This window comes from Streptomyces sp. NPDC058880 (genome assembly GCF_042742535.1).
Taxonomy (GTDB): domain Bacteria; phylum Actinomycetota; class Actinomycetes; order Streptomycetales; family Streptomycetaceae; genus Streptomyces.
In genome coordinates this window covers 1-26,842 of record NZ_JBHYMC010000017.1, presented here as the reverse complement: position 1 = coordinate 26,842, position 26,842 = coordinate 1, and the positions used below count along the sequence as shown (strand labels likewise).

Annotated in this window: 18 protein-coding genes and 1 riboswitch; of the genes, 6 read left to right on the top strand and 12 right to left on the bottom strand. The window is 74.5% G+C overall.

Annotated elements, in window-relative coordinates; translation table 11 throughout:
* Positions 1-18: 18 nt before the first annotated feature.
* From wecB to ACFW2G_RS12865, 5 genes are all read right to left on the bottom strand, one after another.
* A complete protein-coding gene (gene wecB / locus ACFW2G_RS12885; protein WP_384580378.1) occupies positions 19-1,158 on the bottom strand; it encodes a non-hydrolyzing UDP-N-acetylglucosamine 2-epimerase in 1,140 nt (379 codons plus the stop codon).
* Positions 1,159-1,162: 4 nt separating this feature from the next.
* Positions 1,163-2,419, bottom strand: coding sequence for a nucleotide sugar dehydrogenase (locus ACFW2G_RS12880; protein ID WP_037915536.1), 1,257 nt, complete (start codon positions 2,417-2,419; stop codon positions 1,163-1,165).
* Positions 2,419-3,189: a WecB/TagA/CpsF family glycosyltransferase gene (locus tag ACFW2G_RS12875; RefSeq protein ID WP_037915533.1), complete on the bottom strand. Its 771-nt coding sequence runs from the start codon at positions 3,187-3,189 to the stop codon at positions 2,419-2,421. The genes ACFW2G_RS12880 and ACFW2G_RS12875 overlap by 1 nt, the downstream gene beginning before the upstream one ends.
* Complete coding sequence (locus ACFW2G_RS12870; protein ID WP_384580376.1) at positions 3,186-4,355, bottom strand: hypothetical protein; 1,170 nt, start codon at positions 4,353-4,355, stop codon at positions 3,186-3,188. The genes ACFW2G_RS12875 and ACFW2G_RS12870 overlap by 4 nt, the downstream gene beginning before the upstream one ends.
* A 433-nt stretch (positions 4,356-4,788) precedes the next feature.
* Entirely contained in the window at positions 4,789-5,388 is a 600-nt protein-coding gene (locus ACFW2G_RS12865; RefSeq protein WP_037915527.1) for an acyltransferase, read from the bottom strand.
* 558 nt (positions 5,389-5,946) lie between these two features.
* Here ACFW2G_RS12865 and ACFW2G_RS12860 point away from each other — a divergent pair.
* The gene (locus ACFW2G_RS12860; protein ID WP_384447171.1) at positions 5,947-6,855 is read left to right on the top strand and encodes an ion transporter; all 909 of its coding nucleotides are present in this window, start codon (positions 5,947-5,949) and stop codon (positions 6,853-6,855) included.
* A gap of 19 nt (positions 6,856-6,874) precedes the next feature.
* On the opposite strand, the gene ACFW2G_RS12855 is transcribed toward ACFW2G_RS12860, so the two are convergent.
* The 4 genes from ACFW2G_RS12855 to ACFW2G_RS12840 are packed head-to-tail and all read right to left on the bottom strand — an operon-like array spanning position 6,875 to position 14,899.
* Positions 6,875-10,465: an SAV_2336 N-terminal domain-related protein gene (locus ACFW2G_RS12855; RefSeq protein ID WP_384580374.1), complete on the bottom strand. Its 3,591-nt coding sequence runs from the start codon at positions 10,463-10,465 to the stop codon at positions 6,875-6,877.
* Positions 10,462-11,532, bottom strand: a complete 1,071-nt coding sequence (locus ACFW2G_RS12850; RefSeq protein WP_384447167.1) for an AAA family ATPase — start codon at positions 11,530-11,532, stop codon at positions 10,462-10,464. The genes ACFW2G_RS12855 and ACFW2G_RS12850 overlap by 4 nt, the downstream gene beginning before the upstream one ends.
* Positions 11,533-11,579: 47 nt before the next feature.
* Positions 11,580-13,643 carry a hypothetical protein gene (locus ACFW2G_RS12845; protein ID WP_384447165.1) on the bottom strand — a complete coding sequence of 688 codons (2,064 nt, stop codon included), beginning with the start codon at positions 13,641-13,643 and terminating at the stop codon, positions 11,580-11,582.
* Positions 13,640-14,899 (bottom strand): hypothetical protein, encoded by a 1,260-nt coding sequence (locus ACFW2G_RS12840; protein WP_384580372.1) that lies wholly within the window; start codon positions 14,897-14,899, stop codon positions 13,640-13,642. Before ACFW2G_RS12840 ends, ACFW2G_RS12845 begins: the two co-directional genes overlap by 4 nt.
* Positions 14,900-15,271: 372 nt before the next feature.
* Between ACFW2G_RS12840 and ACFW2G_RS12835 the strand changes: the two genes are divergently transcribed.
* From ACFW2G_RS12835 to ACFW2G_RS12820, 4 genes are all read left to right on the top strand, one after another.
* Positions 15,272-16,231 carry a trypsin-like serine peptidase gene (locus ACFW2G_RS12835; RefSeq protein ID WP_384447161.1) on the top strand — a complete coding sequence of 320 codons (960 nt, stop codon included), beginning with the start codon at positions 15,272-15,274 and terminating at the stop codon, positions 16,229-16,231.
* A gap of 146 nt (positions 16,232-16,377) precedes the next feature.
* Positions 16,378-17,655, top strand: coding sequence for a precorrin-6y C5,15-methyltransferase (decarboxylating) subunit CbiE (gene cbiE / locus ACFW2G_RS12830; protein WP_384580370.1), 1,278 nt, complete (start codon positions 16,378-16,380; stop codon positions 17,653-17,655).
* Positions 17,652-18,401 carry a precorrin-4 C(11)-methyltransferase gene (gene cobM / locus ACFW2G_RS12825; protein WP_384447156.1) on the top strand — a complete coding sequence of 250 codons (750 nt, stop codon included), beginning with the start codon at positions 17,652-17,654 and terminating at the stop codon, positions 18,399-18,401. Before cbiE ends, cobM begins: the two co-directional genes overlap by 4 nt.
* Positions 18,391-19,149, top strand: coding sequence for a cobalt-precorrin-6A reductase (locus ACFW2G_RS12820; RefSeq protein ID WP_384580368.1), 759 nt, complete (start codon positions 18,391-18,393; stop codon positions 19,147-19,149). Before cobM ends, ACFW2G_RS12820 begins: the two co-directional genes overlap by 11 nt.
* A gap of 75 nt (positions 19,150-19,224) precedes the next feature.
* On the opposite strand, the gene ACFW2G_RS12815 is transcribed toward ACFW2G_RS12820, so the two are convergent.
* Genes ACFW2G_RS12815 through ACFW2G_RS12805 form a run of 3 tightly spaced genes read right to left on the bottom strand, consistent with a single transcriptional unit; the run spans position 19,225 to position 22,656 of the window.
* A complete protein-coding gene (locus ACFW2G_RS12815) occupies positions 19,225-20,724 on the bottom strand; it encodes a precorrin-2 C(20)-methyltransferase (RefSeq protein ID WP_384580366.1) in 1,500 nt (499 codons plus the stop codon).
* Entirely contained in the window at positions 20,721-21,368 is a 648-nt protein-coding gene (locus ACFW2G_RS12810) for a precorrin-8X methylmutase (protein ID WP_037915509.1), read from the bottom strand. Before ACFW2G_RS12810 ends, ACFW2G_RS12815 begins: the two co-directional genes overlap by 4 nt.
* A gap of 4 nt (positions 21,369-21,372) precedes the next feature.
* Positions 21,373-22,656: a cobalamin biosynthesis protein CobG gene (locus ACFW2G_RS12805; protein WP_384580364.1), complete on the bottom strand. Its 1,284-nt coding sequence runs from the start codon at positions 22,654-22,656 to the stop codon at positions 21,373-21,375.
* Between the two features lie 370 nt (positions 22,657-23,026).
* Positions 23,027-23,106: riboswitch (cobalamin riboswitch) on the top strand.
* Between the two features lie 53 nt (positions 23,107-23,159).
* On the opposite strand from ACFW2G_RS12805, the gene cobN reads away from it, so the two are divergent.
* Positions 23,160-26,777 carry a cobaltochelatase subunit CobN gene (gene cobN / locus ACFW2G_RS12800; RefSeq protein ID WP_384580362.1) on the top strand — a complete coding sequence of 1,206 codons (3,618 nt, stop codon included), beginning with the start codon at positions 23,160-23,162 and terminating at the stop codon, positions 26,775-26,777.
* Positions 26,778-26,842 lie beyond the last annotated feature (65 nt).

Here is a 26,842-nt window from a genome sequence, read left to right as displayed (position 1 = left end):
TCTTCCCCCTTGTTGCGGTTACTTCGGTTGCTGCGGTCCGTGCCCGCCGGGAGGCACGAGGTCGGTGGGTCTGGGCCGGGTGCGGGCGGTTCCGCCGTCGAGGAGGACGGCGGCGATGCGCTCGCTGGCGCGGCCGTCCCACAGGTCGGGGCAGCGCGGCGCGGGCGGCTCGTCGAGCACCTTGTCGACGGTGGCGACGATCCGGTCCGGATCCGTGCCGGCGAGGACGTTGGTGCCCTCTTCCACGGTGATGGGTCGCTCGGTGTTGTCCCGCAGGGTCACACAGGGCACGCCCAGCGCGGTGGTCTCCTCCTGGACGCCGCCGGAGTCGGTCAGGACCAGGCGGGCGGAGTCCTGCAGGGCGATGAAGTCGAGGTACCCGGCGGCCGGGACGGTCCGGATGCCGTCGGGGACGCCCACGTCGGCCAGCCGCTGCGCGGCCCGCGGGTGCACGGGCAGCAGCAGCGGGCAGCGGCCGGCGATCTCGCCGAGCGCCTTGAGCAGGCCGCGCAGCGCGCCGGGGTCGTCCACGTTGGCGGGCCGGTGCAGGGTGACCAGGCCGTAGCCGCCGCGGGTGAGCCCGTAGCGGTCGAGGACATCGGACCGCCTGGCCCGCTCCAGGTTGGCGAGGAGGGTGTCGATCATGACGTTGCCGACGACGTGGATCTGGTCCTCGCGGTAGCCCTCCGCGCGCAGGTTCGCGGCGGCGTCGGGCGAGGGCGCCAGCAGGTGGTCGCTGACCCGGTCGGTGGCGACCCGGTTGATCTCCTCGGGCATGCTCCAGTCGCGGCTGCGCAGGCCGGCTTCCACGTGGGCCAGCAGGGGGCCGGCCTTCGCGGTCACCAGGGCGCAGGCGAGAGTGGAGTTGATGTCCCCGACGACCACCACCGCGTCCGGGGCCAGCTCGTCGAGCAGTGGTTCGAAGGCGGCCATCACCCGCCCGGTCTGCTGGGCGTGGGTGCCCGATCCCGTGCCCAGGTACCGGTCGGGCGCCCGGATGCCGAGGTCGCGGAAGAACACGTCGTTCATGGACTCGTCGTAGTGCTGTCCGGTGTGGACGAGGACCACCTCGGCGCCGCGGCGCTCCAGTGCGTCCATCACCGGTTTGATCTTCATGTAGTTGGGGCGCGCCCCGGCGACGCAGACGATCCTGGTCATGGGTTCAGAGCACCTCCACCTTCGGGCCGGTCATGCGGTTGCGGGTGTCGAGCACGAAGGAGGCGTGCTCGGCGATCATCTGGTAGTCGAAGGAGTCGTGGTCGGTGAGCAGGACGACGACGTCGGCGGCGGCCAGCTCCTTGCGGGTCGCCTCGACCCGGGCGAGGCGGGCGTCGACCTTCACGCCCTCCACCACGTGCGGGTCGACCGCGCGGACCTTGGCCCCCATGTCGAGGAGCAGCTGGGCGATGCGTACGGCGGGCGACTCGCGCGCGTCACCGGTGTTCTTCTTGTACGCGAGCCCGAGCAGCAGGATCCGGGAGCCGTTGACGGAGCGGCGTTTGGCGTTGAGGGCGTCCATGACGCGACGCGTGACGTATTCGGGCATGTGGTTGTTGATGTCGTTGGCGAGTTCGACGAAGCGGAAGTTCTGGCCGAGCTCCCGCTGGACGCGCCAGTTCAGGTACGAGGGGTCGATGGGCAGGCAGTGCCCGCCGACGCCCGGGCCCGGGGTGAACTTCATGAAGCCGAAGGGCTTGCTGGAGGCGGCCTCGATGGACTGCCAGACGTCGATGTCGAGGTGGCGGGCGAACATGGCGATCTCGTTGACGAGGGCGATGTTCACGTGCCGGAAGGTGTTCTCCAGCAGTTTGGCCAGCTCGGCCTCCTTGGGGGAGCGCACGGGGACGGTGGTGTCGACGAGCTGCCCGTAGAAGGCCTCGACGGCCTTCAGGGAGGCGGCGTCGACACCGGAGACGACCTTGGGCGTCTGCTGGAAGCCCCAGACGGTGTTGCCCGGGTCGATGCGCTCGGGGCTGTATCCCAGATGGAAGTCGGCGCCGGCGGTGAGCCCGGATCCGTCCTCCAGGATCGGGGCGAACAGTTCCTCGGTGGTGCCCGGGTAGGTGGTGGACTCCAGGATCACCGTCGCTCCCGGGCGCAGGAACCGGGCCAGGGTGTGGGCCGACTCCTCGATGTAGCGCAGGTCGGGCGCCCCGTCCTGTAAGGGGGTGGGGACGGTGACGACGGCGACGTCGAAACCGCCGCAGTCCCGGGCGAGTTCGCTCGGACGGTAGGTGCCGCGCTCCAGGGCGCGGGCGAGGCGTTCGCTGGAGACGTCCTCCACGTACGACTCTCCGGTGGCGAGGCTCTTGACCCGCCGTTCGTCCACGTCGTACCCGACCACCTGGTGGCCGACCTCGGCGGCCCGGATGGCCAGCGGGAGGCCGACGTATCCCTGTCCCACGACGACGACGCGCATCAGCAGTGACTCCTGTTCGCGGAACCGGCAGACGGAGTGCGGCTGATGAGCTCGCGGACCGTCATGGCGAGGAAGGCGGCATTGGTGGTGAGGTAGCGCTTGCCGAGGCGGCGCGGTTCCTGGAGGGTCCGGTAGAACCATTCGAGGCCCATCCGCTGCCAGACGAGGGGGGCCCGCTTGGTGATGCCGGCGAGGATGTCGAAGGACCCCCCGACACCGTGTACGACGTGAGCGCCGGTGCGCTTGCCGTAGCCGGCGGTGAAGATCTCCTTCTTGGGCGAGGTCATGCCGAGGAACAGCAGGCGCGCGCCGCTGTCGCAGACGGCGTCGGCGATCCCCTCCTGCTCCGAGTCGCCGAAGTAGCCGTTGCGGCTGCCCGCCACCCGCAGCCGCGGGAAGCGTTCGGAGATCTGCCCGAGCATCATCTCCAGCACCTCCTGCTGGGCACCGAGCAGGTAGACGGGGATGTCCGCCACCTCAGCCGCGGCGAGCAGGCGCATGAACAGGTCGATTCCGGCGACCCGTTCGGGCAGGCGGACGCCCAGGACGCGGCCGGCCCAGACCACGGCCTGGCCGTCGGCGAGGACGAGGTCGCAGCCGGCGACGGCCTCGGCGAGGGCCGGGTCGCGCCGCATGTTGACGAGCTTGGCGGCGTTGACCATGCCGATCTCGATCTGCTCGCCGCGCCGTACGGCGTCGAGGCAGCGCTGGACCGTCTCGTCCATGGTCAGGGGGTCGAGTGCGACCCCGAAGAGGGTGTGACGGCTCATCTCTGCTGCCCCCCGAGCCACGCGAACAGGAGCCAGCCGAACTCGTACGGGCGACACTCCCGGTCCACCGCACGAGGGCGGAAGAGCACGTCCAGGGGCGCGAGCCGGGCGTGCGGGACGACCCGGGTGGTGAGTCCGCGAGCGGCCCGGACGGCCTTCTTCGGGTCGCCGCGGTAGACCTTGCGCCAGGTGACGCCGAGGTCCTCGCGGATCATCGGCTCGCGTGGGGTGCCGGTGCGCCCGGCGAGTTCGGGCACCTCCGTCATCCAGCGCAGTCCGCGGCGGATCGCCGCGCCGAAGTCGGTGCCGCCGGCCTCCGCGAGGTCGAACAGCGCGGTCGGGGCCATCGCGTGCTGGTGCACGCTGTAGACGGGGTAGCCCTCGATCACTCCGCCTTCACGGGCGTCGTAGTGCCACCACCACTGTCCGCCGTCGCCCTGCAGGGCCACGATGCGGGCGGCGCAGGCGTCGGCGGCCGCGAGGGCTTCCGGGTCGTCGCCGCTCGCGTGCAGCCGGGCCAGCGCCTGCAGCGGATAGGTCTGGTCGGCGAAGCAGGCCACGTGCGAGCGGTAGCCGGGCACCAGGCCCGGGCCGGTCGCGTGCGGGAACAGCGGGCCGCCCCCGATCCTGGCGGCCAGCAGGCGGTCACGGGCGGCTGCGAGGTGGTCTTCCACGTCCACCGCGGCGCGCGCGGCCGCGAGGGCCGAGAGCACCCAGGCCGCCTCGACCGTGTACTGCGCCCGCCCGGGCGGATCCAGGGCGGCGACGCGGTCGAGTGCGTCGGAGAGTTTCGGATGTCCGGTCTCGGCGGCGGCCCAGGCGATGAGCGCCGCGTCCCCGAGGTTGACCACCCCGGGCAGCCGTTCCACGAGCAGTGCCGTGAACTCCTCGGTAGAGCGTCCGCCGAACAGCGCGCGCTGGCGGTCCTCGGGCAGGAACCGCGCGCCCAGCGCGGTGATGGCCGCGTAGCGGGTGCTGGTCCCCCGCAGTTCCAGCCGGCGGGTGCCCTCGGGGGAGACCGCTCCGGCCCTGGTGAAGACGAAGGTCTCGGCCTCCGGCAGGTACATGGCGGGCAGGCCTGCCTCGGCCAGCCCCAGCAGCCGCTGCGCCAGCCCGTGCAGCTGCGGGTCCGCCGCCTCCAGTGCTCCTAATCGTGTGACGGTCATCGGGTCCCCACCCCGACTCCCCGGGTGCCGCTCGCACCCCGCATGTCCGAGCTCTTCGGCTCCAACACTGCTACCCCCTCTGATCGCTCCTCGGACGGACCTGGCGGTCGTCCTTCCGCGGAGGGGGACTGCGCGTGACGGCACCCGTGCCCGTGGCGCCCGGCGCCCGGGGCACGAGCCGCTCCGGAGGCTGCCGTCTGGATCCCCCCAGCGATGCCCCGGACCCGGGCACGCGCGCACGGCAGTGTCGGCGGACGCGGTGGATCCGCGCTCCGCCGGGCCGCTGCCCGCGATGCCCTCGTCGTACACAACCCCCCACCGAGCAAGGCCTGTTGCCAGCCCGGATCCCGTGTGCAGGAACACGCTATGCCCACGGATGTTCATTGATTGTGGTTTTGAGGAAATGCTTGTGGCCTAAATTGCCGACATTCCGTCAGCTTTGTTCGAAGAGCAGGCCGTTCTTCTCCTCGTACAGCGCCCCGGTGCGCGGACACTCCCACGCGCCCGGCTCACCCCCGCGCTCCACCAGCCGGACCCCCGCCCGGCCCACCCAGCCGATCCGGCGGGCCGGCACCCCGGCCACGAGCGCGAAGTCCGGTACGTCCCTGGAGACCACCGCGCCGGCCGCGACGAGGGCCCAGCGCCCCACGCGCACCCCGGCCACGCACACCGAACGGGCGCCCAGCGAAGCGCCCTCGGCGACGACGACCCCGGCGGCCTCCCAGTCCCCGTCGCGCTTGAGACGGCCGTCGGGGTCCACGGCACGCGGGTAGAAGTCGTTGGTCAGGACGGCGGCCGGGCCGATGAACACCCCGTCGCCGAGTTCCGCCGGCTCGTAGACCAGCGCGTAGTTCTGGAGTTTGACGTGGTCGCCGATCCGGACGCCCGGCCCGACGTACGCGCCGCGCCCCACGATGCACCCGCGCCCGAGCCGGGCCTCCTCGCGTATCTGCGCCAGATCCCAGATCGTGGTCCCCTCGCCGAGCTCGGCGCTCTCGTCGACCTGCGAGGTGGGTTGAATGCGGACACTCACGGCACGGTCCCCTAACGGTTCGCGAGGCGTACGGAGGCGCACAGACGTGCGCACGCACAGGAGTCCGGACGTTCAGACGTTCCGGTGCTCAGACGTACGGAAGTACGCGCCGAGCATATGTGCCCGCGGGCCGCTCCACCCGTGGAACCGCCGACTGTTCATCCAACGCACCGGGGACCGGTCACAGGAGGCGTTCGGGCGGCGGGGCGACAGCGACCCCGCGCGTGTGCGGTCGCCCGTCGGCGGAGAGGAGCTCCACATCGCGCACGGGATCGGCCGTGACGTGGCCGAGACCGCGGCGGCCATCTGGCCGCGGGGGTGGGCGTGCAGGCCCGCCAGGACCCAGCCGGTGTGCTCGGCCGGGACGAACAGGCACAGGCACCCGGCGCACGCGGCGTCCAGCGGGGCGCAGTCGCTGGGCACTCGGGATCGTGCCGGGCCCGGGTCCGGGCCGGCGCCCGGGCCTGCGGACGCGGGTGAAACCCGAGCGGCTGTGGGGCGTTAGGGAATGGGGCCGCCCTTCGGCCCCGACGCACGCGCAGAAGCACGAGGAGCACGATGACACACCCCAGGCCGGCCGGACGCCGCCGGATGAAACTGGCAGCCCGGTGCCGGGTGGCCACTGAGGCCTCCGCCTTCGGGATGGTCGTCTTCTGCGTGATCCTGCTCAACGCCGCGCTGATGGGCGTCGAGACGTACAGCGGTCTGGCCGCGGAGTACCAGGGCGTGCTGCGGATCGCCGAGCGGTGCTGCCTGGCCCTGTTCACGCTGGAGATGCTGCTGCGCGTCGCCGCCTTCGCGGACCGGCCGAGCGCGTTCTTGCGCGACCCGTGGAACGTCTTCGACCTCGCGGTGGTCGCCTCCGCCTTCGTCCCGTTCGTCCGCGAGAACACCACCCTGCTGCGGCTGCTGCGGCTGGCCCGGGTACTGCGCACGGCCCGTTTCCTGCCGCACCTGCGCATCCTGCTGATCGCGGTCGGCCGCAGCCTGCCCGGCACCGCCAGCTTCCTGTTCGTCGGCGGACTGGTCCTGTACGTGTACGCCATGGTCGGCTGGGTCTGCTTCGCCGAGTCCGACCCCGGACACTACGGCTCCGTGGGCCGCGCGATGCTCACGCTGTTCCTGCTGACCACCCTCGACGGCCTGACGGACGCCGTCCGCGCGGGACTGGAGATCTCCCGCCTGAGCATCGTCTACTACGCCTCCTACGCGCTGCTCGCCTCCTTCGTCCTGGTCAACGTCCTGATCGGGGTGGTCCTCAACTCCCTCGACGAGGCACGTGAGATCGAGGACGCCGCCGGCCGCGAACGCCGGCAGCCGGACCCGCAGCCGAGCGCCGGAACCGCCCCGGACGTCCGGGACCGCATCGCGGCGGCGCGCCGCGCCCTGGACGAGATCGAGGCGGGCCTCCCCGCCCGGGACGGGCTTCCCCCACGCGTCCTGGAGACCTCCCGCAGCGGCTCCTGACCGGTCGGACGCCGCCCGTTCACTGTTCCCCGCCGCCGAGCAGGTGGATGTCCCAGGTGTCGTCCGGACGCCGGCGGACCGCCCAGCGGCCTGGCCGGTCCTCGAAGGCGGACCCGGGCGGCTCCCGGAGGCTCAGCTGTTCCAGCCTGACCCTGCCCCGGAAGGTGGCTCCGCCGAAGTCCACCGCTCCTCGGAACACCGCACCAGTGGACACCAGTCCCAGTTCCCAGGTCGTGGAGGCGAAGGAGACCGGTCCGGTGAAGGAGGCCCCGCTCAGCCCGGTCAGGCCGCAGAACACCGCGCGCGAGAAGTCCGCGGCCGCGACCGCCCGCAGCCCGTTCAGGTCCGCCGAGGCCTCCAGCACCGCACGGGCGAAGGACACCTCGTCCAGGAAGACGCTGTCCGAGAATCCCGCCAGTCCGCGGAACTGCGCGCGGCGGAAGTCGGCTCCCGCCCGGAACCGGCTGCGGTCGAAGTCGCCGACGCCCAGGAACACGGCGCGGTCGAAGGAGGCCCGTCCGGCGAAGGTGGAGTTCCCGAGCCTGGCCCGCCCGGCGAAAACGGCCCGGGTGAAGGACGCGCGGGCCAGGAACTCGATGCCGCCCTCGTTCCAGTCGTCCACGAAGGTGGCGCGGTCGAAGGCCGCCCCGCCCAGCGTGACGGGCTGTGAGCGGGACTCCCGCAAGACGTTCAGGAGCCGCTGGAGCAGCCCTCCCTCGAAGGTGGTTCCCCGGAAGTCCACCGCGGCCCCGGGCCCGAGGGTCTCCAGGTACGCGTGCTCCTCGTCGGGATCGAGATGGGCGAGGCACACGTCGTGGCCGGGCAGCCGGATTCCCGTGCACGGGGCGCGGAGATCCTCCGCCCCACGGCGACCGCACACCGGCCACGCGACGCCGGCGTCCTGTGACCCGTCGGCCTCGGTCAGGGCCGCGCCGAGTGCCTGGGGGTCGGTGCACAACCAGCCGTCCCCCGTGCCGCCGAGCGGCACGAGGGCACGCGTCGCCGTGGGGCCGACCTCCTCGCCGAGCGCCTCGTACAGGGGGTGGGACAGGGCGACGTTCAGGGACCAGGGAAACCGCCGGCGCCGCTCCGTCATCCCGGGATGCCGGACGATCCGGACGGCCTCGGACGCGGGCGGCCCGGTGGGGTCGCCGCCCAGCGGGACGGTCGCGGCAGGCCCCACGGCCACGGCCACGTCGAGCGGGAGGGGACCGCTACCCAGACCTGCGAACCGGGCCGTCTCGTCGTGGAGTTCGGTCAGCAGTCGGCCGGCCTTGCCGAGGGCTCCCGGCCCCGCCAGCAGCAGGACCACGGGTGCACCGGGCTCACCGCCGGTCGGCCGCTCGGTGATGCCCGCGTCCGCGACGCACCGCGTCAGCAGTTCCACCGTCTCCGCGTGGAGCGAGCTGCCGGCCCGATGCACACCATCGCCGGCGGGCCGCACGGCCAGGCACACGGAGGCGATCGCCACCGGACGTACCGGCCCGTGCTCCGCCATCACGGCACGGAAGCCGGGCTGTTCCAGGAGGGCGCGGCCCGACAGGAACACCATGCGGTCGGGCCAGACGCCGTGGACGACGCCGATCAGCGCGCCGTCGCGAGAGACCGGGCCGCCGCGGTAGTGGGTCCAGGCCTCCGGTTCCCCGGACAGCCGGACCAGCTCCCCGTTGCGGGCGCCCTCGTACGGAACCACCTCCCCCGTCAGGGCGACGGGCTCCCCCTGGTCGGTACGGCCGTCGACCCGCACCCGCGCGACCTGGTCGTCCGCGGTCAGCCAGGGCAGGGGCAGCGCGCAGACCGTCGGGTCCGCGAGGTCCTCGTCGGCCAGCAGCAGAAACACCCTGGGCAGCGCGTCGTCCCACCACAGCGGTCGGCACGGGACCTCGCGACCGCCGGCCCGGACCCAGGCGACGGTGCTCCGGGCCGGCGGGGCGTCCCCGACCGTGAGGACCAGCCGCGCCGTGAGCAGGACGCCGACCTCCTGCGGCTCCGGCACCGGCTCGTGGCGGATCCGTACGACCCGGGCCGCCAGACCGGGTTCTCCCGGCGGCCGGGTGGCGAACGCCAGGGTGGCGTCGGCCACCCGGCGGCGGCCCTCGCGGCCGTCGGCGACACGGGTCGCGGAGAAGTCCGGCCCGGTGCCGCGGCTGCGGGTCATGTACTCCCACACACGGCGGCGGACCAGTTCCCGTACGGCGGCCACGTCCCCGCGCAGCTGCGAGCCGAGCAGCACCTCGCGGACACCGGGCAGGAACTCGAACTCCACCTCCTCGGCGTCCCGTTCGTGGTCCCAGGGGGCGAACAGTCCGCCGAGGGCGACCTCGGCGAGGTGGCCGTGCTCGGAGCCTCCCAGCAGGGAGCGCCGAACCAGGTTCATGACCGGCAGGGTCAGCGGTACGGCGGCCAGGTGCGCGGCCAGCTGCTGAGCGGTCGGGGAGGCACTTGCGCGGAAGCGTTCCACCACGTCCAAGGGGTTGTGGGGAGCGGCCGCGGTGCTTTCGCCCACGCGCGGCGCTCCCGGCCCGCGCTCCGGATCCGCGTCCAGCCGCAGACAGCCCAGGCGTCGCCAGCGGCCGTCTCCGGCGACCACCCGCACCAGCCGGGCCAGACCGCCCGGGGCGACGCCGACCACGGGGACGATGTCGGGCGCGCGGCCGCGCACGGTCCGCGATCGCCGGGCGGTCGCCACCCGTTGCCAGGAGCGGGTGGCCGCCGCGGGCCGGTCAGCCCGGACGGCGAAGGGGACCGGCCGGACGGCGCCACGCGTCCAGAGCCGTTCGGGCAGCACGTTCAGCACGGCCACCGCGTTGTGCGTGCACCAGTGCCGGAGCACGCCCTGCACGGAGGCCTCGCGCCAGCCGCCCGCCACGGTGTCGGAGAGGACCAGGATCAGCCTGCGGCCTGCGGGGTCGGCCAGCTCCAGCGGGTTGCGGGGCGCGTCGGACCGGCCGCGGGTGAGCATCACGGGGGCGCCGGAGCCGGTGCCCGTCAGCCGCCAGACCCGTACGTCGCGGAAGACGCCGCTGCGGGTCAGTACGCGGCGCAGTTCGTCCACGAGGTCCGCCCACAGCAGCATCGAATGGTGCGTGTCGACCACGAGCGCCAGGTCCAGCCAGCGGCTCTCGGCCGGGCGCAGGACGGGGGTCGGCACCATCCGCTCGATGCTGCGCTCCACGGTGAGCTGCTCGTCGAGCTCTTCACCCGGACCTCCGATGGAGCGCCGGCCGACGGGCCGCAGGGCGCGCATCAGGGCGAGCGGGTCGTCGAGGGAGGCGGCGCGGGGCAGTCGTACGGGTGAGCCCCGGCGGCCGGCGCCGTCGTCGCCGGGTTTCCCGGCCGGGTCGGCGACGGATGCAGGGAAGAGCCTGACGGCCGGGTGGCCGTCGGCCGGGCCGCCGGCAGGCGTCGCGGCCTCGGGTGCCGTGGTGTCAGCGGCCGGCGGCCGCTCGTCCGCGGCGTCGCCGAGCGGCAGCGCGGGCGGGCGGGACCAGGCGGGGTCCACCCGGGCGGCCAACCACAGGATGTCGGCGATCTCCTCGGTGCCGATGTCGGGGCGCGGGCCCGCGTCCTCGGCACCGTCGGCGAGGGCGGCGAGCAGCTCCCCGATCACGCCGTGGGCCCGGTCAGGTGCTGCATGACAGTCTTGAGGAAGCGGTCGCGGTCGCCGGGCGCGGACCAGGCTCCGGCGAGGCGCAGCTGGATGGCGTTGAGGAGCTGGTCGGTGGCGAGGTCCCCGTCCCCGGACCGGTCGATGAAGTCCCGGACGAGTTCCCGGTACTCCCCGCCGGCCTCGACGTCGATGCCGAGGCGGCGGCGCACGATGAGGGCGAGCTTCTCCTCGCCGGGGGGCTCCAGGTGCAGGCGGACGCAGCGGCGCAGGAAGGCGGGCGGGAAGTCGCGTTCGCCGTTGCTGGTGAGGATGACGATGGGGAAGTAGCGGCACTGCACGCGGCCTTGCGGGATGCGTACGGCGGCGTCGGGGTCGTCGTCGGTACCGATGGCGACGGCGGGGTCCTCCTGGGCGAGGCGGGCCAGTTCGGGGATGACGAAGCCGCCGTCCTCGAAGACGGTCAGGAGGTCGCCGGGGAGGTCGATGTCGCTCTTGTCGATCTCGTCGACGAGCAGGACGCGGGGCCGGTCCTGCGGCAGCAGGGCGGTGCCGAGCGGCCCGAGCCGCAGGTAGCGGGAGATCGAGGGTGCGTGGGCGGGCTCGGGTCCGGCTTCGGGCGTGGGGGCGCCGCCGGGCGGACCGGCCGGCCTGCGCAGTTGCTCCAGCCCGGCCTCCTGGAGGCGGCCGATGGCGTCGTACAGGTACAGCCCGTCGCGGAGCACGGTCCGGCTGGTGATCGGCCAGTGCAGTACGGGACCCAGGGCGAGGTCCGAAGCGATGCTGTAGGCGAGGGTGGACTTCCCGACACCCGGCTTCCCGGTGATCAGCAGCGGCCTGCGCAGGTGCAGGGCGGTGTTGACGACGTCCTTCTCCTGCTCGTCGGGGACGTAGCCCTCGCCGCGGCTGCGGGTGCGCTCCCAGGCCGGGCCCTCGCACCCGGGCGGCGCGTACCCGGGGTCGGGGGTTCCGGTGAAGTGCCGCCAGGGCGGCGGGGGCCCGGCTTCCAGGCGGGCGCGGCGGTCCGCGCCCTCACCGGTCCCGTGGTACAGCCACCAGTCCTTCACCACTGCCTCTGCCTCCGTCGTCGTGTCGCCGTCTGTCGGTGGGGTCGGGGTCAGGCCAGGGACCGGAAGCCCGGTATGTCGTCGGGATCGTCCCACAGGAGCACCAACTGGTCTGCTCCTGAGTCGCGTTGGGCGGCGCTTCGGTCACTCGCGGCGGCGCCGGCGGCCGCCCGGCGCACTTCGCGCACCCGCGCGGGCAGGGACAGCACGTCCAGTGCGCCGGGATCCGGCCGTCCGTCGGGCCCGTGCGGCGCGAGCAGGTCGAGGAGCGGGGGCGCCGGCGCGCCGCCGCCGCGGCGCCACACCGCGACCGGCACGCCGCCTTCGAGTACGGCTTCGAGCAGGCCCGCGTGCGGGGCGGCGACGGTGTGCGCGAGGACGCACGCGGGCGCCGGCCGGTCGGCCAACTCCATCCCCAGCACGTCCGTGACGTCGGTCTCCTTCACCACCCGTACGGCCTCGGGGTGCCGGCCGCCCCGGGTGCACAGCCAGCGCCAGCTGGCGTGCCATTCGGCGCGGGTGTCCACGCGTTCTTGGGGGCAGCGCACCACGACCTGGTGGAGCAGGCCGAGGGCCCGGGGCCGCCCGGCCGGGCCGCGGGGCACCGGCCACTGGTCGAAGTCGGCGTCGAGGAGTTCGTACGGCACGTGGAACTCGATGCGGTCGACGCCGCCCCGGGTCCGCGGCCCGGCCTCGCCGCCCTCGGGCGGCGAGGCGCCGACGAGAGCGAGCCGCCGCAGCAGTTCCCCCCGTACGGCGTCCAGGCGCACGGGCTCGCCCCCCGACTCCCAGATCTGCTCGGTGCGTTCGCCGCTCAGCCAGATCCGGGCCCGGAGGCCGGGCCCGCCGTCCGGCGGCGGCTCCAGCCCGACGTGCACCACGGTCGTACGCGCCGGGGGCGGCGGCGGGGGCAGCACCGGCAGGACGAGCCGTTCGCGGGTGGCGTCCACCCAGCCTTTCAGCCGGCCCGCCCAGGCCGCGTCGCCGGCCGTCCCGGCCCGGTCGGCGAGGAAGCGCACGAAGGGTACGGCCAGCGGCATCCCGCCGTGCCCGCCCTGGCGTTCGTCCAGGTCCTGGACCACCTCCAGCAGGGCGTCGCCGGGCAGGCCCCCGCCGACGGGGGTGGTGCAGCCGGCCGCTCTGAAGGCCCATGCGTAGGCCTCGTAGGCGCAGCGCGGCAGTTCGCGGCCTTCGAAGACCTCGGCGAGCCCGTCCCAGGCCTGCTGGTCGAGCCGGGCCGCCCGGGGCGGCGCGGGGGCGGTCAGGCCGTCGTCGAGGAAGGAGCAGGCGTCCCAGTCGCGGTCCACGAGGAACTGCGGGAGTTGCCAGCCCTCGCCGCGTTCGCGCAGTTCCTGGAAGGTGCGGTGGATGCTGCGGGCGGCGACCGGAAGCCCGCTGACGCTCTCCCGCAGGGAGCGTGCGCCGAGTTCGGAGAGGAGAGCCTCGGTGAAGCGGCCGGCGCCGCGCTCGGCGTCGTTCTGCGCGGCCTCGCCCTCGCGGGAGGCGTAGAGCCGGAACTGGCGGCGTCCGGGCACCGCGCTGCCGCCGCCGTAGTCGGTGCTGCCGAAGTTCCACCGGGCGTCGCGGGGCGCGTCCACCCGGCAGGAGTCGACGAGCGCGGCCTGGAGCGGGAAGCTGCGGTGCTTGACCAGGTCGGTGCGCCACCAGCGCAGTGCCGAGTCGAGGTTGAGGTGCCGGATCTGGCTGGGGCGAGCGTCCGCGCAGGGCAGCATCAGCTCCTGGCGCGGCCCGAGGTAACCGTGTCCGGCCCAGAAGATCCACAGCAGGTCGCCGTCGCACTGCGGGAGTTCGTCGAGCAGCGCCGCCTTGACGTTCTCCTCGGTCGCGGGCCGGTACGCGGTCCGCAGGGCGTCCATGGCCGGGGAGTCCGGCCAGTGGAGGGCGTCGGGTTCGTCGAGCGGGGACAGCAGCAGCCTGAGGTTGCCGGGCGGCACCTGGGCGGGGCCGGTCAGCCACTGGGCGAAGCGCAGGGCGTCGCGGGCCGGGCCGCGCAGGTTCCAGCGGTGGCTGATGTCGTAGCGCTCGACACCGGCGACGAGCGCGAAGGTGCGCTGCGGGCCGAGGGCCGGGGGCAGGAAGTCGGAGGGGATCACCCGATCTCCGCTTCGGCCACCGCCTGTTCGATCCGGCCGTAGAGGGCGTCCTGTTTCCAGTAGGCGCTGTGGCAGGCGGGGAAGGGCTGGCGGCTGCCGATCTCGTGGTCGGTGATGCGCGGGTCGCCGGGGAAGACGGGGGCGGCCAGGTAGGACAGCACGTCCTGGCGGTCGTAGACGTTGAGCCAGCGCGGGAAGCCGTGGGGAAGTTTCGCGCCCGGTTCGAGCGCGGTCAGGGCGCCGAGCTCGTAGAGGAAGGGGGCCTGGGAGCCGACGGTGACGAGGAGCGCCGCGCCGGGGACGGCCTCGCCGCGGGCGGCGGCGAGGGCGAGGAGGTCCACGAGGGCGATCCCGCCGAGGCTGTGACCGATGAGCACGGTCGGTCCGGGGGCGGCGGCGATCCGGGTGTGCAGGTACTGCCTCAACTCGTGGCCGCGGGCCTGGTAGCGCAGGATGTCGCCGAGCGCGGGGGTTGCCGCGGCGGTGAGGGAGCCGCGCCGGGCGTTGAGCAGGGGCTGGGTGGTGACCCGCAGGGCGAGCCGGCCGAGGAAGGCGGCCGCGCGGGCGCCGGGCACCCGGGCGTCGCCACCGAGGCGGGTGGTGAGCAGTTCGACGAGGCGGTCGCGTTCGGCGCCGGTGCAGTCGGCCTCGGCTCCGGCGTCGGCGAGCGCCCCGGCTGCGACGGCCCTGGAGAGGGCGGTCGCCAGCTCCCGCGCCTGCGGTTCGCCGGTGGCGCGTTCCGCGGCGCGGGCCGCCTCCGCGGAGCGGACGACGGCGTCGAGGGCGGTGGGGAAGTCCGCCGCGAGTGCGGTGCCGTGCAGGAGCGCGCCGAGCTCGTCCCCGGGGTGCGGGGGCGCGGGCGGTAGGCCGGACAGCTGCGCGAGTACCCGGATCCCGGCGGGCTGGACGCCGGGCATGGCGAAGGGGTCTCCGTCGGCGACGTCGTCCTCGCCCCCGGGTCCGGAGGGCCAGCCGGCCTCGGCGAGGACCCGGAGTTCGCACAGCGGGTCGGCGAGCAGCAAGGCCCATTCGGCCGTCTCGGCGTCGGTGGGGTCGGGTGAGGCTCCCGTCGCGGACTTCGATCCGGGCACGGAGCGGCCGCCGGCGCCGAGGGTCGCGCCGAAGCGGTCGCCCCAGTAGCAGGAGTCGACGGCGGCGCCGGGGAATCTGGCCGTCAGCCGCTCGCGGACCAGGGCGAAGAGCCGGTCATGCCGGTCGCGCCGTACGCCCGTGCCGTGGACAAAGAGAAAACGCATCGCCGCCCAGCCCCCTCGTGCCGTCGCCCCTCCGCCCCGGCACGATAGCGCCGGGCGCTCGGCGGGGGGCGGGAAACGGCGGGTCCGGCGCCACCCGAACCGAACGAAGTCGAACGCACATGCGGTGACGCGGCGTCGTGACGCGACGCGGGCCCGGGTCGTCCCCACGGCCGGGCGGCGGAGCGGGCGGGCGGGGACGGGAGCGGGTGGTAGGGGGTGAGAGCTGTGGTGCGGATCCCGGACCGCCCACGCATGGCATGTGCACGACGGTAGGATCGGCTGTGAGAACGGACACGTACCGACCTCGGAACCCGGACCGCGCTCCCCCCATCGAACCGAGAGTCGGACGCGTTCGGGAGCGGGAGGGGCCACATGTCCAGCAGGGTCGAGGGGCGGCAGCCGGGGCGGGCCGCGGCGCGGAGCGGCGTGGCCGTCGGCCTCGTGTGCACCCTGGTCCTCGTGGGGGCCGGGTACGTCGCCTGGGAGCTGCGCGGCATCGCCGCCCACCGCGCCGACGGCGACCCGGCGCGGGGCGTCTACCAGCAGGACCCCGAGAAGGCCGACCGGACGGCTTCGGCCGTACTCGACGGGATCGCCCGTGAACCGACCGAACCGCCCGCGGACGGCGGGGCGTTCGCCGCGGCGGACGCGGTGGACTGGCGCTCCGGCGGCTGGGAGCCCTCCGATCCGTTGGAGGCCCGGCCCGCCCCGGCCGAACCGGCGGTCGGCGCCCTCTTCTCCCCCGGCAACGACGGCGACCCCGACCACCACTGCTCCGGCGTCGTGGTCCACTCGCCGCTCGGAGACCTCGTCGCCACGGCCGCCCACTGCGTGTACGGCGGCGGCTTCCGCACCAACCTCGCCTTCGCCCCCGGCTACCGGGACGGGATCGCACCGTACGGCGTGTGGGTGCCCACCCGCATCGACGTGGACCCGCGCTGGACGGCGGACGAGGACCCCGACGTCGACATCGCGTTCCTCCGGCTGCGCCGGCCCGGACACCCCGGCCAGCGGCTGGAGGACGTCACCGGCGCCACGACGATCGCCTTCGGAACCGAACTGCCCGCGCCCGCACGGCTCGTCGGCTACCCGAACGTCTCCGAGCAGCCCCTGGACTGCCGGACCACCGCCCGCCCGGCGGGCCCGACGCAGGTACGGCTGGACTGTGCGGACGTGCCCAACGGGACCAGCGGCGGTCCGGTGCTGACCGATGGGCACACCCTCGTCGGGGTGATCGGCGGCCTCGACGGCGGCGGCGACGACGAGACCTCCTACAGCATCCGCTTCGGCGACCGCGTACGCGCCCTCCACGAACGCGCCACCCGGCCCTGACCCGCTCCTTCCCGAAGGGACCGCGGCAAGCCCCGCCGGCGAACGCCGGCGGGGCACCTGCCGGGGCGGGCGCGAGTGGCGCAGCCGCAGGCCAGTAGGCTGCGGGTCCGCCCTCCTGCCCCTTCCCGCCCCCGAGGTACAGCGCCGTGAGCACCGCACCGCCCCCCATACCCGTGACGGTCGTCGGCCTCGGCGCCGACGGGTGGGCCGGGCTGACCGCCGCCGCGCGGTCGTCGCTGGCCCGCGCCGAGGTACTGATCGGCGGGCCGCGCCAGCTGGACCTGCTGCCCGCCGCCGAGTGCGCCGGGCAGCGGGTGGCGTGGCCGAGCCCGCTCCGGCCGGCCGTACCGCTGCTCATGGCCGAGCACGCCGGGCGCCGGATCGCGGTGCTGGCCAGCGGCGATCCCATGTTCTACGGAATCGGCCGCGCCCTCTCCGAGGAGCTCGGCCCGGACCGCCTGCTGGTCCACCCGCACCCCTCGTCCGTCTCCTACGCCTGCGCCCGCCTGGGATGGCCGCTGGAGGACACCGAGGTCGTCACCGTGGTGGGCCGTCCGGTGGACCGGCTCGCGGCCGCGCTGTACGACGGCCGCCGGGTGCTCGTGCTCAGCGCCGGTGCCGCGTCCCCGGGCGAGATCGCCGCCCTGCTGCGCGGGCGGGGCTTCGGCCCGAGCCGGATGCGCGTCCTGGAACAACTCGGCTCGGAACGCGAGCACGTGTACGGGGGCACCGCCGAGGGCTGGGACCACGCGCCGGGCGACCCGCTGAACGTGGTCGCCGTCGAATGCCTCCGCGATCCGGCCCACGGCGGGCCGCGCCTCGGCTCCACCCCCGGCCTGCCCGACACCGCGTACGAGCACGACGGACAGCTCACCAAGCGCCACGTGCGCGCCGCCACCCTGTGCGCGCTCGCCCCGACCCCCGGCGAACTGCTGTGGGACATCGGCGGCGGCTCCGGCTCCATCGGCATCGAGTGGATGCGCACACACCCGTCGTGCCGTGCGGTGGCGGTGGAGCGCGTCCCGGAGCGGGCCGCGCGGATCACCCGCAACGCGGCGGCGCTCGGCGTCCCCGGCCTGCGCGTGGTCGTCGGCGCCGCTCCCGAGGCGCTGACCGGGCTGCCGGCCCCCGACGCGGTGTTCATCGGCGGCGGGCTGACCGCGCCGGGCCTGCTCGACGCGGTGTGGGCCGCGCTGGCTCCCGGCGGCCGGCTGGTGGTGAACACGGTCACCCTGGAGTCCGAGGCGGTCCTCGCCGAGCGCTACCGGCGCCACGGGGGCGACCTGGTGAAACTGGCCGTCGCGCACGCCGTGCCGGTGGGCGCTTTCACGGGCTGGCGGCAGGCGATGGCGGTCACCCAGTGGTCGGTGACCAAGCCGGCGACGGCAACCCAGACGGTAACGAAGGAGAAGGATCAGACATGACCGTGTACTTCATCGGTGCGGGCCCCGGCGCCGCCGACCTGATCACGGTGCGCGGTGCCCGGACCCTCGCCGCCGCCCCGGTCTGCCTGTACGCGGGCAGCCTCGTGCCGCGCGAGCTGCTCGCCGAGTGCCCGGCGGACGCCCGCCTCGTCGACACCTCGCAGCTGAACCTGGACGAGATCATCGCCGAGTGCGTACGGGCCCACGGGGCGGGCCAGGACGTGGCGCGGCTGCACTCCGGCGACCCGTCCATCTTCAGCGCGGTCGCCGAGCAGATGCGCCGGCTGGACGCGGCCGGCATCCCCTACGAGGTCGTCCCGGGCGTGCCGGCCTTCGCTGCCGCGGCCGCCGCCCTCAAGCGGGAGCTGACGGTGCCCACCGTCGGGCAGACCGTGATCCTCACCCGGATCGCCCAGCAGGCGACCCCCATGCCGCCCGGCGAGGACCTGGCCACCCTGGGCCGCAGCAGGGCGCTGCTCGTGCTGCATCTGGCCACCCGCTACGTGGACCGGGTCGTCGACGAGTTGCTGCCGCACTACGGGGCGGAGTGCCCGGTCGCGGTGGTGGCGATGGCGAGCCGCCCCGACGAGCTGGTCCTGCGCGGCACCCTGGCCGACATCGCGGGTCAGGTGAAGGAGGCGGGTCTGGTCCGCACCGCCGTCATCGTGGTGGGCCGTACGCTCGGCGCGGAGCAGTTCCGCGACAGCCACCTGTACTCCCCCGAGCGCGACCGGCATGTCTGCTGACACCGCCCCGGCGCACGTCCTGATCCTGGGCGGCACCACGGAGGCCCGCCACCTCGCGGAGGCGCTGGCGCGGGAGCCCTCCTACCGGGTGACGACCTCGCTGGCCGGGCGGGTCGCCTCGCCGGTGCTCCCGCCGGGCGGGACCCGGATCGGCGGCTTCGGCGGGCCCGGAGGTCTGGCGGCCTGGATCGGCGCGCACGGGGTCACCCATCTGGTCGACGCCACCCATCCCTTCGCGGAGCGCATGAGCTTCAACGCGGCCGCGGCGGCAGCCCTCTCGGGCGTCCCGCTGCTCGCGCTGCGCCGCCCCGGCTGGCAGCCCGGCCCCGGCGACACGTGGACGTTCGCCGACTCCCTGGCCGAAGCCGCCGGCCTACTGCCGGGCCTGGGCGGCCGGGTGTTCCTGACCACCGGCCGGATGGGCCTGCACACCTTCGCGGGCCTCGGCGGCCTGTGGTTCCTGGTGCGTTCGGTGGACCCACCGGCCGGGCCGGTCCCGCCGCGCCTGGAATGCCTGCTGGCGCGTGGCCCGTTCACGCTGGACGACGAGCGGGAACTGCTGGCCCGGCACCGCATCGACGTCCTGGTGACGAAGGACAGCGGCGGCTCGGCCACCGCGCCGAAGCTGACGGCCGCCCGCGAGGCGGGCATTCCGGTCCTCGTCGTCCGCCGTCCGCCGGTCCCCGACGGCGTCGCGGAGGCGGACTCCGCCGCCGCGGCCCTCGGCTGGCTACGGCGGCGGGCGTGAGGACGGCGGGCCCGGGGTGCGGCAGGCACCCCGGGCCGGCGACGGCCGGGCTGGCACGTCACGGGTAGCGGCGCGTCACGGGTAACGGCGCGGCGTCCACGTAATCCGCGACCCGTCGGGCCGCTCGGTGATCTGCGTCTGCGAGGAGCCGATCAGCAGGATCGTGCGCATGTCGACCTCGGACGGCTCCAGTTCGGCGAGCGTGACGACCCGCACCGACTGCTCGGGGCCGCCCACGTCACGGGCCACGACCACCGGGGTCAACGGCGAACGCAGTTCCAGCAGCAGCTCGCGGGCCTGGGCCACCTGCCAGGTCCGGCTCCGCGAGCCGGGGTTGTAGAGGGCGAGGACCAGGTCGGCCGCGGCGGCGGCGCGCAGCCGCTCCGCGATGACCTCCCACGGCTTGAGCCGGTCCGACAGCGAAATCGTCGCGTAGTCGTGGCCGAGCGGGGCGCCGGCCGCGGCAGCCGCCGCGTTGGCCGCGGTCACGCCCGGCAGGACCCGTACGGGCACGTCCTTGTACGCGGGCTGCCCGGCGACCTCCAGGACCGCCGTGGCCATGGCGAAGACGCCCGGATCACCGCCGGAGACCACGGCCACCCGCCTGCCGCGCCGGGCGAGGTCGAGGGCGAACTCGGCCCGCTCCGACTCCACCTTGTTGTCCGAGCCGTGCCGTGCCTGACCCGGCTTGACGGGCACCCGGTCCAGGTACGTGGTGTACCCGACCAGTACCTCGGCGTCCGCGAGGGCCCGCCGGGTCTGCGGGGTCAGCCACAGCGGGCCGGCCGGGCCGGTGCCGACGACGACGACCTCGCCGGGGCCGGACGGCACGCTGCCGGGGTTGCCGATGCGGCTGGGCACCACGGCGACGGCGAAGTACGGCACGCTGTCGGGGTCGGTGTCGGCGAGGACGCCGGTGCGCTCACCCTCCATCGTGGCGCGTTCGACGTAGCGGGCCTCGGCGAGCCGGCCGCTGGCCTCCATCGCGCCGCGTACGGCGGGGAAGGTCCGGCCGAGCTTCATCACGACTGCCGAGTCGGTGGCGGCGAGGCGGGCGGTCAGCTCCTCCTCCGGCAGCGTGCCGGGGAGGATGGTCAGGACCTCCTCACCCTCCACGAGCGGGGTGCCGAGCCGGGCGGCGGCGGCGCTGACGGAGGTGACACCGGGGACGACCTCGGTGGCGTACCGGTCGGCGAGCCGCTTGTGCATGTGCATGTACGAGCTGTAGAAGAGCGGGTCGCCCTCCGCGAGCACGGCCACGGTACGGCCGGCGTCCAGGTGAGCGGCCAGCCGGGCGGCGGCGGCCTCGTAGAACTCCTCCATCGCGCCCTGGTAGCCGCCGGGGTGGTCGGTGGTCTCGGTGGTGACCGGATAAACCAGCGGCTCCTCGATGTGGTTCTCGCGCAGGTGCTTGGCGGCGATCGCGCGTGCGATGGACCGGCCGTGGCGGGCGCTGTGGTAGGCGACGACGTCCGCCTCCCCGATCACCTCGACGGCCCGCAGGGTCATCAGGTTCGGGTCGCCGGGGCCGAGCCCGACCCCGTAGAGGCGGCCCGTCGGCTGTGCGTCGCTCATTCGGCCACGCTCGCGATGGCGTTGAGGGCGGCCGCGGCGATGGCGCTGCCGCCGCGGCGACCGCGCACGACGAGGTGGTCGAGACCGGCCGGGTGCGCGGCGAGGGCGTCCTTGGACTCGGCGGCGCCGATGAAGCCGACGGGCACCCCGATGACGGCGGCCGGGCGCGGGGCGCCCTCCTCGATCATCTCCAGCAGCCGGAACAGCGCGGTCGGCGCGTTCCCCACGGCGACCACGGAACCCTCCAACAGGCCGCGGTCGCGCCACACTTCGAGGGCGGCGGCGCTACGCGTGGTGCCCATCCTCGCGGCGAGCTCCGGGACCGCCGGGTCGGAGAGGGTGCAGATGACGTCGTTGTCGGCGGGCAGCCGCTTGCGGGTGACGCCACTGGCGACCATCTGGACGTCGCACAGGATCGGCGCACCCGCCTCCAGCGCGGCGCGGGCGCGCAGCACCACCTCGGGGGTGTACCCCAGGTCCTGCGGGAGGTCGGTCATCCCGCAGGCGTGAATCATGCGCACCGCGACCTGGGCGACCGAGGCGGGCAGCCCGGAGAGATCCGCCTCGGCGCGGATCGTGGCAAAGGACTGGCGGTAGATCGCGGCGCCGTCCTTCTCGTACTCAAACACGGTGTACTCGCTCATTTCTTCACTGCGTCTTCGGACTCTGGGGTGATGAGGTGGTCTCGCGTGCGGCCATCAGGGCGACCGCCAGGTCCGGCCGGTGCGGCAGGGTGCGCCCGTCCACGGAGAGCCGGTACCCGTCGGAGGTGGCGAGCGCGTCCACCCACTGCGTTCCGCGCGGGTGGCCGCACCGGCGTTCGCAGCCGGACCAGTGCACGGGCAGCGGCCCCCGCGCCCGCTCCACGAGGGCGTGCGCGTCGGCGCGTACGTCCGCGCGGGCCTTGGCGCAACCGGGGCGTCCGGTACAGGCGGTGACGGACTGCCAGGGACTTCCCGCGGACACGACCAGGCCGGCTTCTTCCAGCAGTGCGGGGCCGTCGACCGGGCCGCGAAGGGGGGCGCCCGGGAGCACGACGGTGCGCCAGGGGGTGACCCGCAGCCCGTCGCCGTGGCCGGCGACCTCGGCCAGGACCCGCCACTGGCCGGTGCTCATCCGGCCCAGCGGGGGCAGGACGCACAGGTCGCCGCGCGGGCCGGGCCCCCGGCCCCACGGCCGGGGCGGGGCGGCGAACGGCCAGTCCACCTCGGGGACGCGGGCCGCGTCGATGCCCGCGGCAGCCAGCCGGGCCGTGAACTCCCCTTCGTCCAGGGCGTGTCCGGCGGGCAGTTCGGCCACGCGCCAGGCCCGGGTGCCGGCCGCGTCCACGGCGTCGAGGAAGTACTCGGCGGCGAGCAGCGCGGCGCGCGGCGCGTCCTGCTCGGCGACGGACACGGCTCCGGCCGCTGCTCCGAGGCGTACCAGCGCCCGGTCGCCGGGCCGCCCGAGCACGGTGACGTCGGGGTCGAGAGCGGCCACGTCCCCGCGCCCGTCGTCGAGGGCGAACAGGAACCGGCCGGACAGCGCGGTCACCCGGGTGTTCGCGCACAGCAGCCGGTCCAGCTCGCGCACCCGGGGCAGTACGTCCTGCGAAGTCGGGGTGGCCACGATGTTGCGCACCCGTTCGTGGCCGGGTGCGGGCAGCAGCCCCGCGCCGTCCAGCAGCCGGGCGAGTCCGGCGCCGCAGCCGTCGGCGAGGCCGCGCAGTTGCACGTTGCCGCGGGAGGTGAGTTCCAGGTGCCCGTCGCCGAAGCGGTCGGCGGCCGAGGCGAGGAGCACGGCCTGCTGCGCGGTCAGCTCCCCGCCGGGGATCCGGACGCGCGCGAGGTGTCCGTCGTCCGCCGCGTGGAGCCGGAGCGCGCCGGGACAGGCGTCACCGCGGTCCCGTATGACCGGTTCGTCCCGCGACACGGCGGAGGGGGGCTGGGGCATGGCGGCGAGCATACCCACGTTTCCCCTCACCGGAACTGTGTCCGCCGCCACCCTCCGTCACCCGGCGCGCCCGTCCGGCCCCCGCCGGCGCGCGAGGCGCGCGGACCGGGAAAGCCGGAATCCCCGCGCTTCTCCCCTCCGGCGCGCCGGCGTTTGAGGCGCGGGGGCCCGGGGGCAGAGCCCCCGCAGCGGCGCCGCACCGGTACGCCGCGGCCGCCCCACCCGGCGGAGCCCACCGCACCCGACACGACCACCCTCGCCGCGGCCGGCGGTGCCACCGGCCACCCCCACTCCCGACCACCGCAAACGCCACCTAGGATGACCTTCCGGCGGCCCATACGGTCCGCCGTCGCCGAGGACGGCGACATGGGAGGAAGCCCGGTGCGAATCCGGCGCGGTCCCGCCACTGTGAACCCGGCAGCGCCACTGGGCCGGGTGAGTCAGGAACTCCCGCTGTCCTCACTGCCCGGGGCGCGGAAACCCCGAGGAAGGCCTGCCGCCGCATGATCCTGCTGCTGTCGACGTCCGACACCGATCTGCTCAGCGCTCGCGCGGCGAACACGGCGGACGCCCCCGTCCCGTTCCGGTTCGCCAACCCCTCCCGCCTCCCCCTCGACGACCTCCCCGGCCTCCTCGACGGGGCCGACCTGGTCGTCGTACGCCTCCTCGGCGGCCTCCGGGCCTGGCAGGACGGACTGGACCTGCTGCTGGCCCCGGGGCAGACCCGCCCGGTCGTGGTCCTGACCGGCGAACAGGCTCCGGACGCGCAGCTGATGGAGGCCTCCACGGTTCCGATCGGCATTGCGGCCGAGGCACACGCCTACCTCGCGCACGGCGGCCCGGCCAACCTCGAACAGCTGGCCCGGTTCCTCTCCGACACCGTCCTGCTCACCGGGCACGGCTTCGAGCCGCCCGCCGCCGCCCCCACCTGGGGCCCTCTGGAGCGCACCGCGAAGCGGACGGACGGCCCCGAGATCGCCGTGCTCTACTACCGCGCCCACCAGATGAGCGGCAACACCGGTTTCGTGCACGCGCTGTGCGAGGCCATCGAGGCGCATGGCGCCCGGCCGGTCCCCCTCTACGTCTCCTCCCTGCGCAGCCCCGAGCCGGAGCTCGTCGCGGCCCTGGGTTCCGCGGACGCGGTCGTCACGACCGTCCTCGCGGCGGGCGGCACCAAGCCCGCCACCGCCTCGGCGGGCGGCGACGACGAGTCGTGGGACGCGGGCGCGCTCGCCGGTCTCGGCGTGCCGATCCTCCAAGCCCTGTGCCTGACCGGCTCCCGTGCCGCCTGGGAGGACAACGACGAGGGTCTCTCCCCGCTGGACGCCGCGACGCAGGTCGCCGTGCCCGAGTTCGACGGCCGTCTGATCACCGTCCCGTTCTCCTTCAAGGAGCTCGACGAGGACGGCCTGCCCGCCTACGTGGCCGACCCCGAGCGCGCCGCCCGGGTCGCCGGCATCGCCGTGCGCCACGCGCGGCTGCGCCACATCGAGCGCCGCGACAAGAAGGTCGCCCTCGTCCTCTCCGCCTACCCGACCAAGCACTCCCGCATCGGCAACGCGGTCGGCCTGGACACCCCCGCCAGCGCGGTGGAGCTGCTGCGCACCCTCGTCGCCGAGGGCTACGACTTCGGCCCGGTCGACGAGATCCCCGGGCTGGTCTCGGGCGACGGCGACGAGCTGATCCGCGCGCTCATCGAGGCCGGCGGCCACGACCAGGACTGGCTCACCGAGGAGCAGCTGGCCCGCAACCCGGTCCGCATCCCGGCCGCCGACTACAAGCGCTGGTTCGCCGAGCTCCCGGAGGAGCTCCGCGAGAGCGTCGAGGAGCACTGGGGCGAGGCCCCGGGCAGCATGTTCGTGGACCGCTCGGCGAACCCCGAGGGCGACATCGTCCTGGCCGCCCTGCGGCGCGGGAACCTCCTCGTCCTCATCCAGCCGCCGCGCGGGTTCGGCGAGAACCCGATCGCGATCTACCACGACCCCGACCTGCCGCCCTCGCACCACTACCTCGCCGCGTACCGCTGGATCCAGGCGCGCGCCGAGGACGGTGGCTTCGGCGCCGACGCGATGATCCACCTGGGCAAACACGGCAACCTGGAGTGGCTGCCGGGCAAGAACGCCGGCCTGTCCGCCGCCTGTGCGCCGGACGCCGCGCTCGGCGACCTCCCGCTGATCTACCCGTTCCTGGTCAACGACCCGGGCGAGGGCACCCAGGCCAAGCGCCGCGTGCACGCCACCCTGGTCGACCACCTGGTGCCGCCGATGGCGCGCGCGGAGTCGTACGGCGACATCGCACGCCTGGAGCAGCACCTGGACGAGTACGCCCAGATCTCCGCGATGGACCCGGCGAAGCTGCCCGCCATCCGTGCGCAGATCTGGACGCTGATCCAGGCGGCGAAGCTCGACCACGACCTGGGTCTGGAGGAGCGCCCGGACGACGACGGCTTCGACGACTTCCTGCTGCACGTCGACGGCTGGCTGTGCGAGGTCAAGGACGCCCAGATCCGCGACGGCCTGCACGTCCTGGGCGGTGCCCCGACGGGCGAGGCCCGGGTCAACCTGGTCCTCGCCATCCTGCGGGCCCGGCAGATCTGGGGCGGCACCACGGCCCTCCCGGGCCTGCGCGAGGCGCTGGGCCTGGACGAGTCGAAGGCCACCCGTACGTCCGCGGACGACGTCGAGGCGCAGGCCCGCGCCCTGGTCCAGGCGATGGAGGACGCCGGCTGGGCCCCGGGCGCCGTGGCCTCGGTCGCGGCGGACCACCCGGCGGACGTCGCGGAGGTGCTGTCCTTCGCGGCCCGCGAGGTGGTCCCCCGCCTGGCCGGTACGACGGACGAGATCGCCCACGTGGTCGCGGCCCTGGACGGCGGTTTCGTCCCGGCCGGCCCCTCGGGCTCCCCGCTGCGCGGCCTGGTCAACGTCCTGCCGACGGGCCGCAACTTCTACTCGGTCGACCCCAAGGCCGTCCCGTCGCGGCTCGCCTGGGAGACGGGCCAGGCCCTGGCCGACTCCCTGCTCACGCGGTACCGCGCCGACAACGGCGAGTGGCCCGCCTCGGTCGGCCTGTCCCTGTGGGGCACGAGCGCGATGCGCACGGCCGGCGACGACGTCGCCGAGGTCCTCGCGCTGCTCGGCATCCGCCCGGTCTGGGACGAGGCCTCGCGCCGTGTGACCGGGCTGGAGGCGATCCCGCTCGCGGAGCTGGGCCGGCCCCGCATCGATGTGACACTGCGCATCTCGGGCTTCTTCCGTGACGCGTTCCCGCACGTGATCGGCCTGCTGGACGACGCGGTGCGGCTCGCGGCCTCGCTGGAGGAGCCGGATTCCGAGAACTACGTGCGCGCGCATGCCCGGGCTGACCTGGCCCTGCACGGTGACGAGCGCCGCGCGACGACCCGCATCTTCGGTTCGCGCCCGGGCACGTACGGGGCGGGCATCCTCCAGCTGATCGACTCCCGCGACTGGCGTACGGACGCCGACCTGGCCGAGGTGTACACGGTGTGGGGCGGCTACGCCTACGGCCGCGGCCTGGAAGGGCGCCCCGCCCGGGACGAGATGGAGACGGCCTACAAGCGGATCACGGTCGCGGCGAAGAACACGGACACCCGCGAGCACGACATCGCGGACTCCGACGACTACTTCCAGTACCACGGCGGCATGGTGGCCACGGTCCGTGCCCTGCGGGGCACGGCTCCGGAGGCGTACATCGGCGACTCCACCCGCCCGGAGACGGTCAGGACCCGCACCCTGGTCGAGGAGACCTCGCGCGTCTTCCGGGCCCGCGTGGTGAACCCGAAGTGGATCGAGGCGATGCGGCGCCACGGCTACAAGGGCGCCTTCGAGCTGGCGGCCACGGTGGACTACCTGTTCGGCTACGACGCCACCACGGGCGTGGTCGCGGACTGGATGTACGACAAGCTCACCGAGACGTACGTCCTGGACCCGGTCAACCGCGCCTTCCTGGAGGAGGCCAACCCGTGGGCCCTGCACGGCATCGCGGAGCGCCTCCTGGAAGCGGAGTCCCGCGGCATGTGGGAGAAGCCGGACCCGCAGATCCTGGAGTCCTTGCGCCAGGTGTACCTGGACACCGAGGGCAACCTGGAGGGTGAGGCGGAGTAGTCCGCCGGCCGCCCCCGGACACGGCGAAGGCCGTCTCCCGGCCCGCTTCGGTGGGCGGAGGGGAC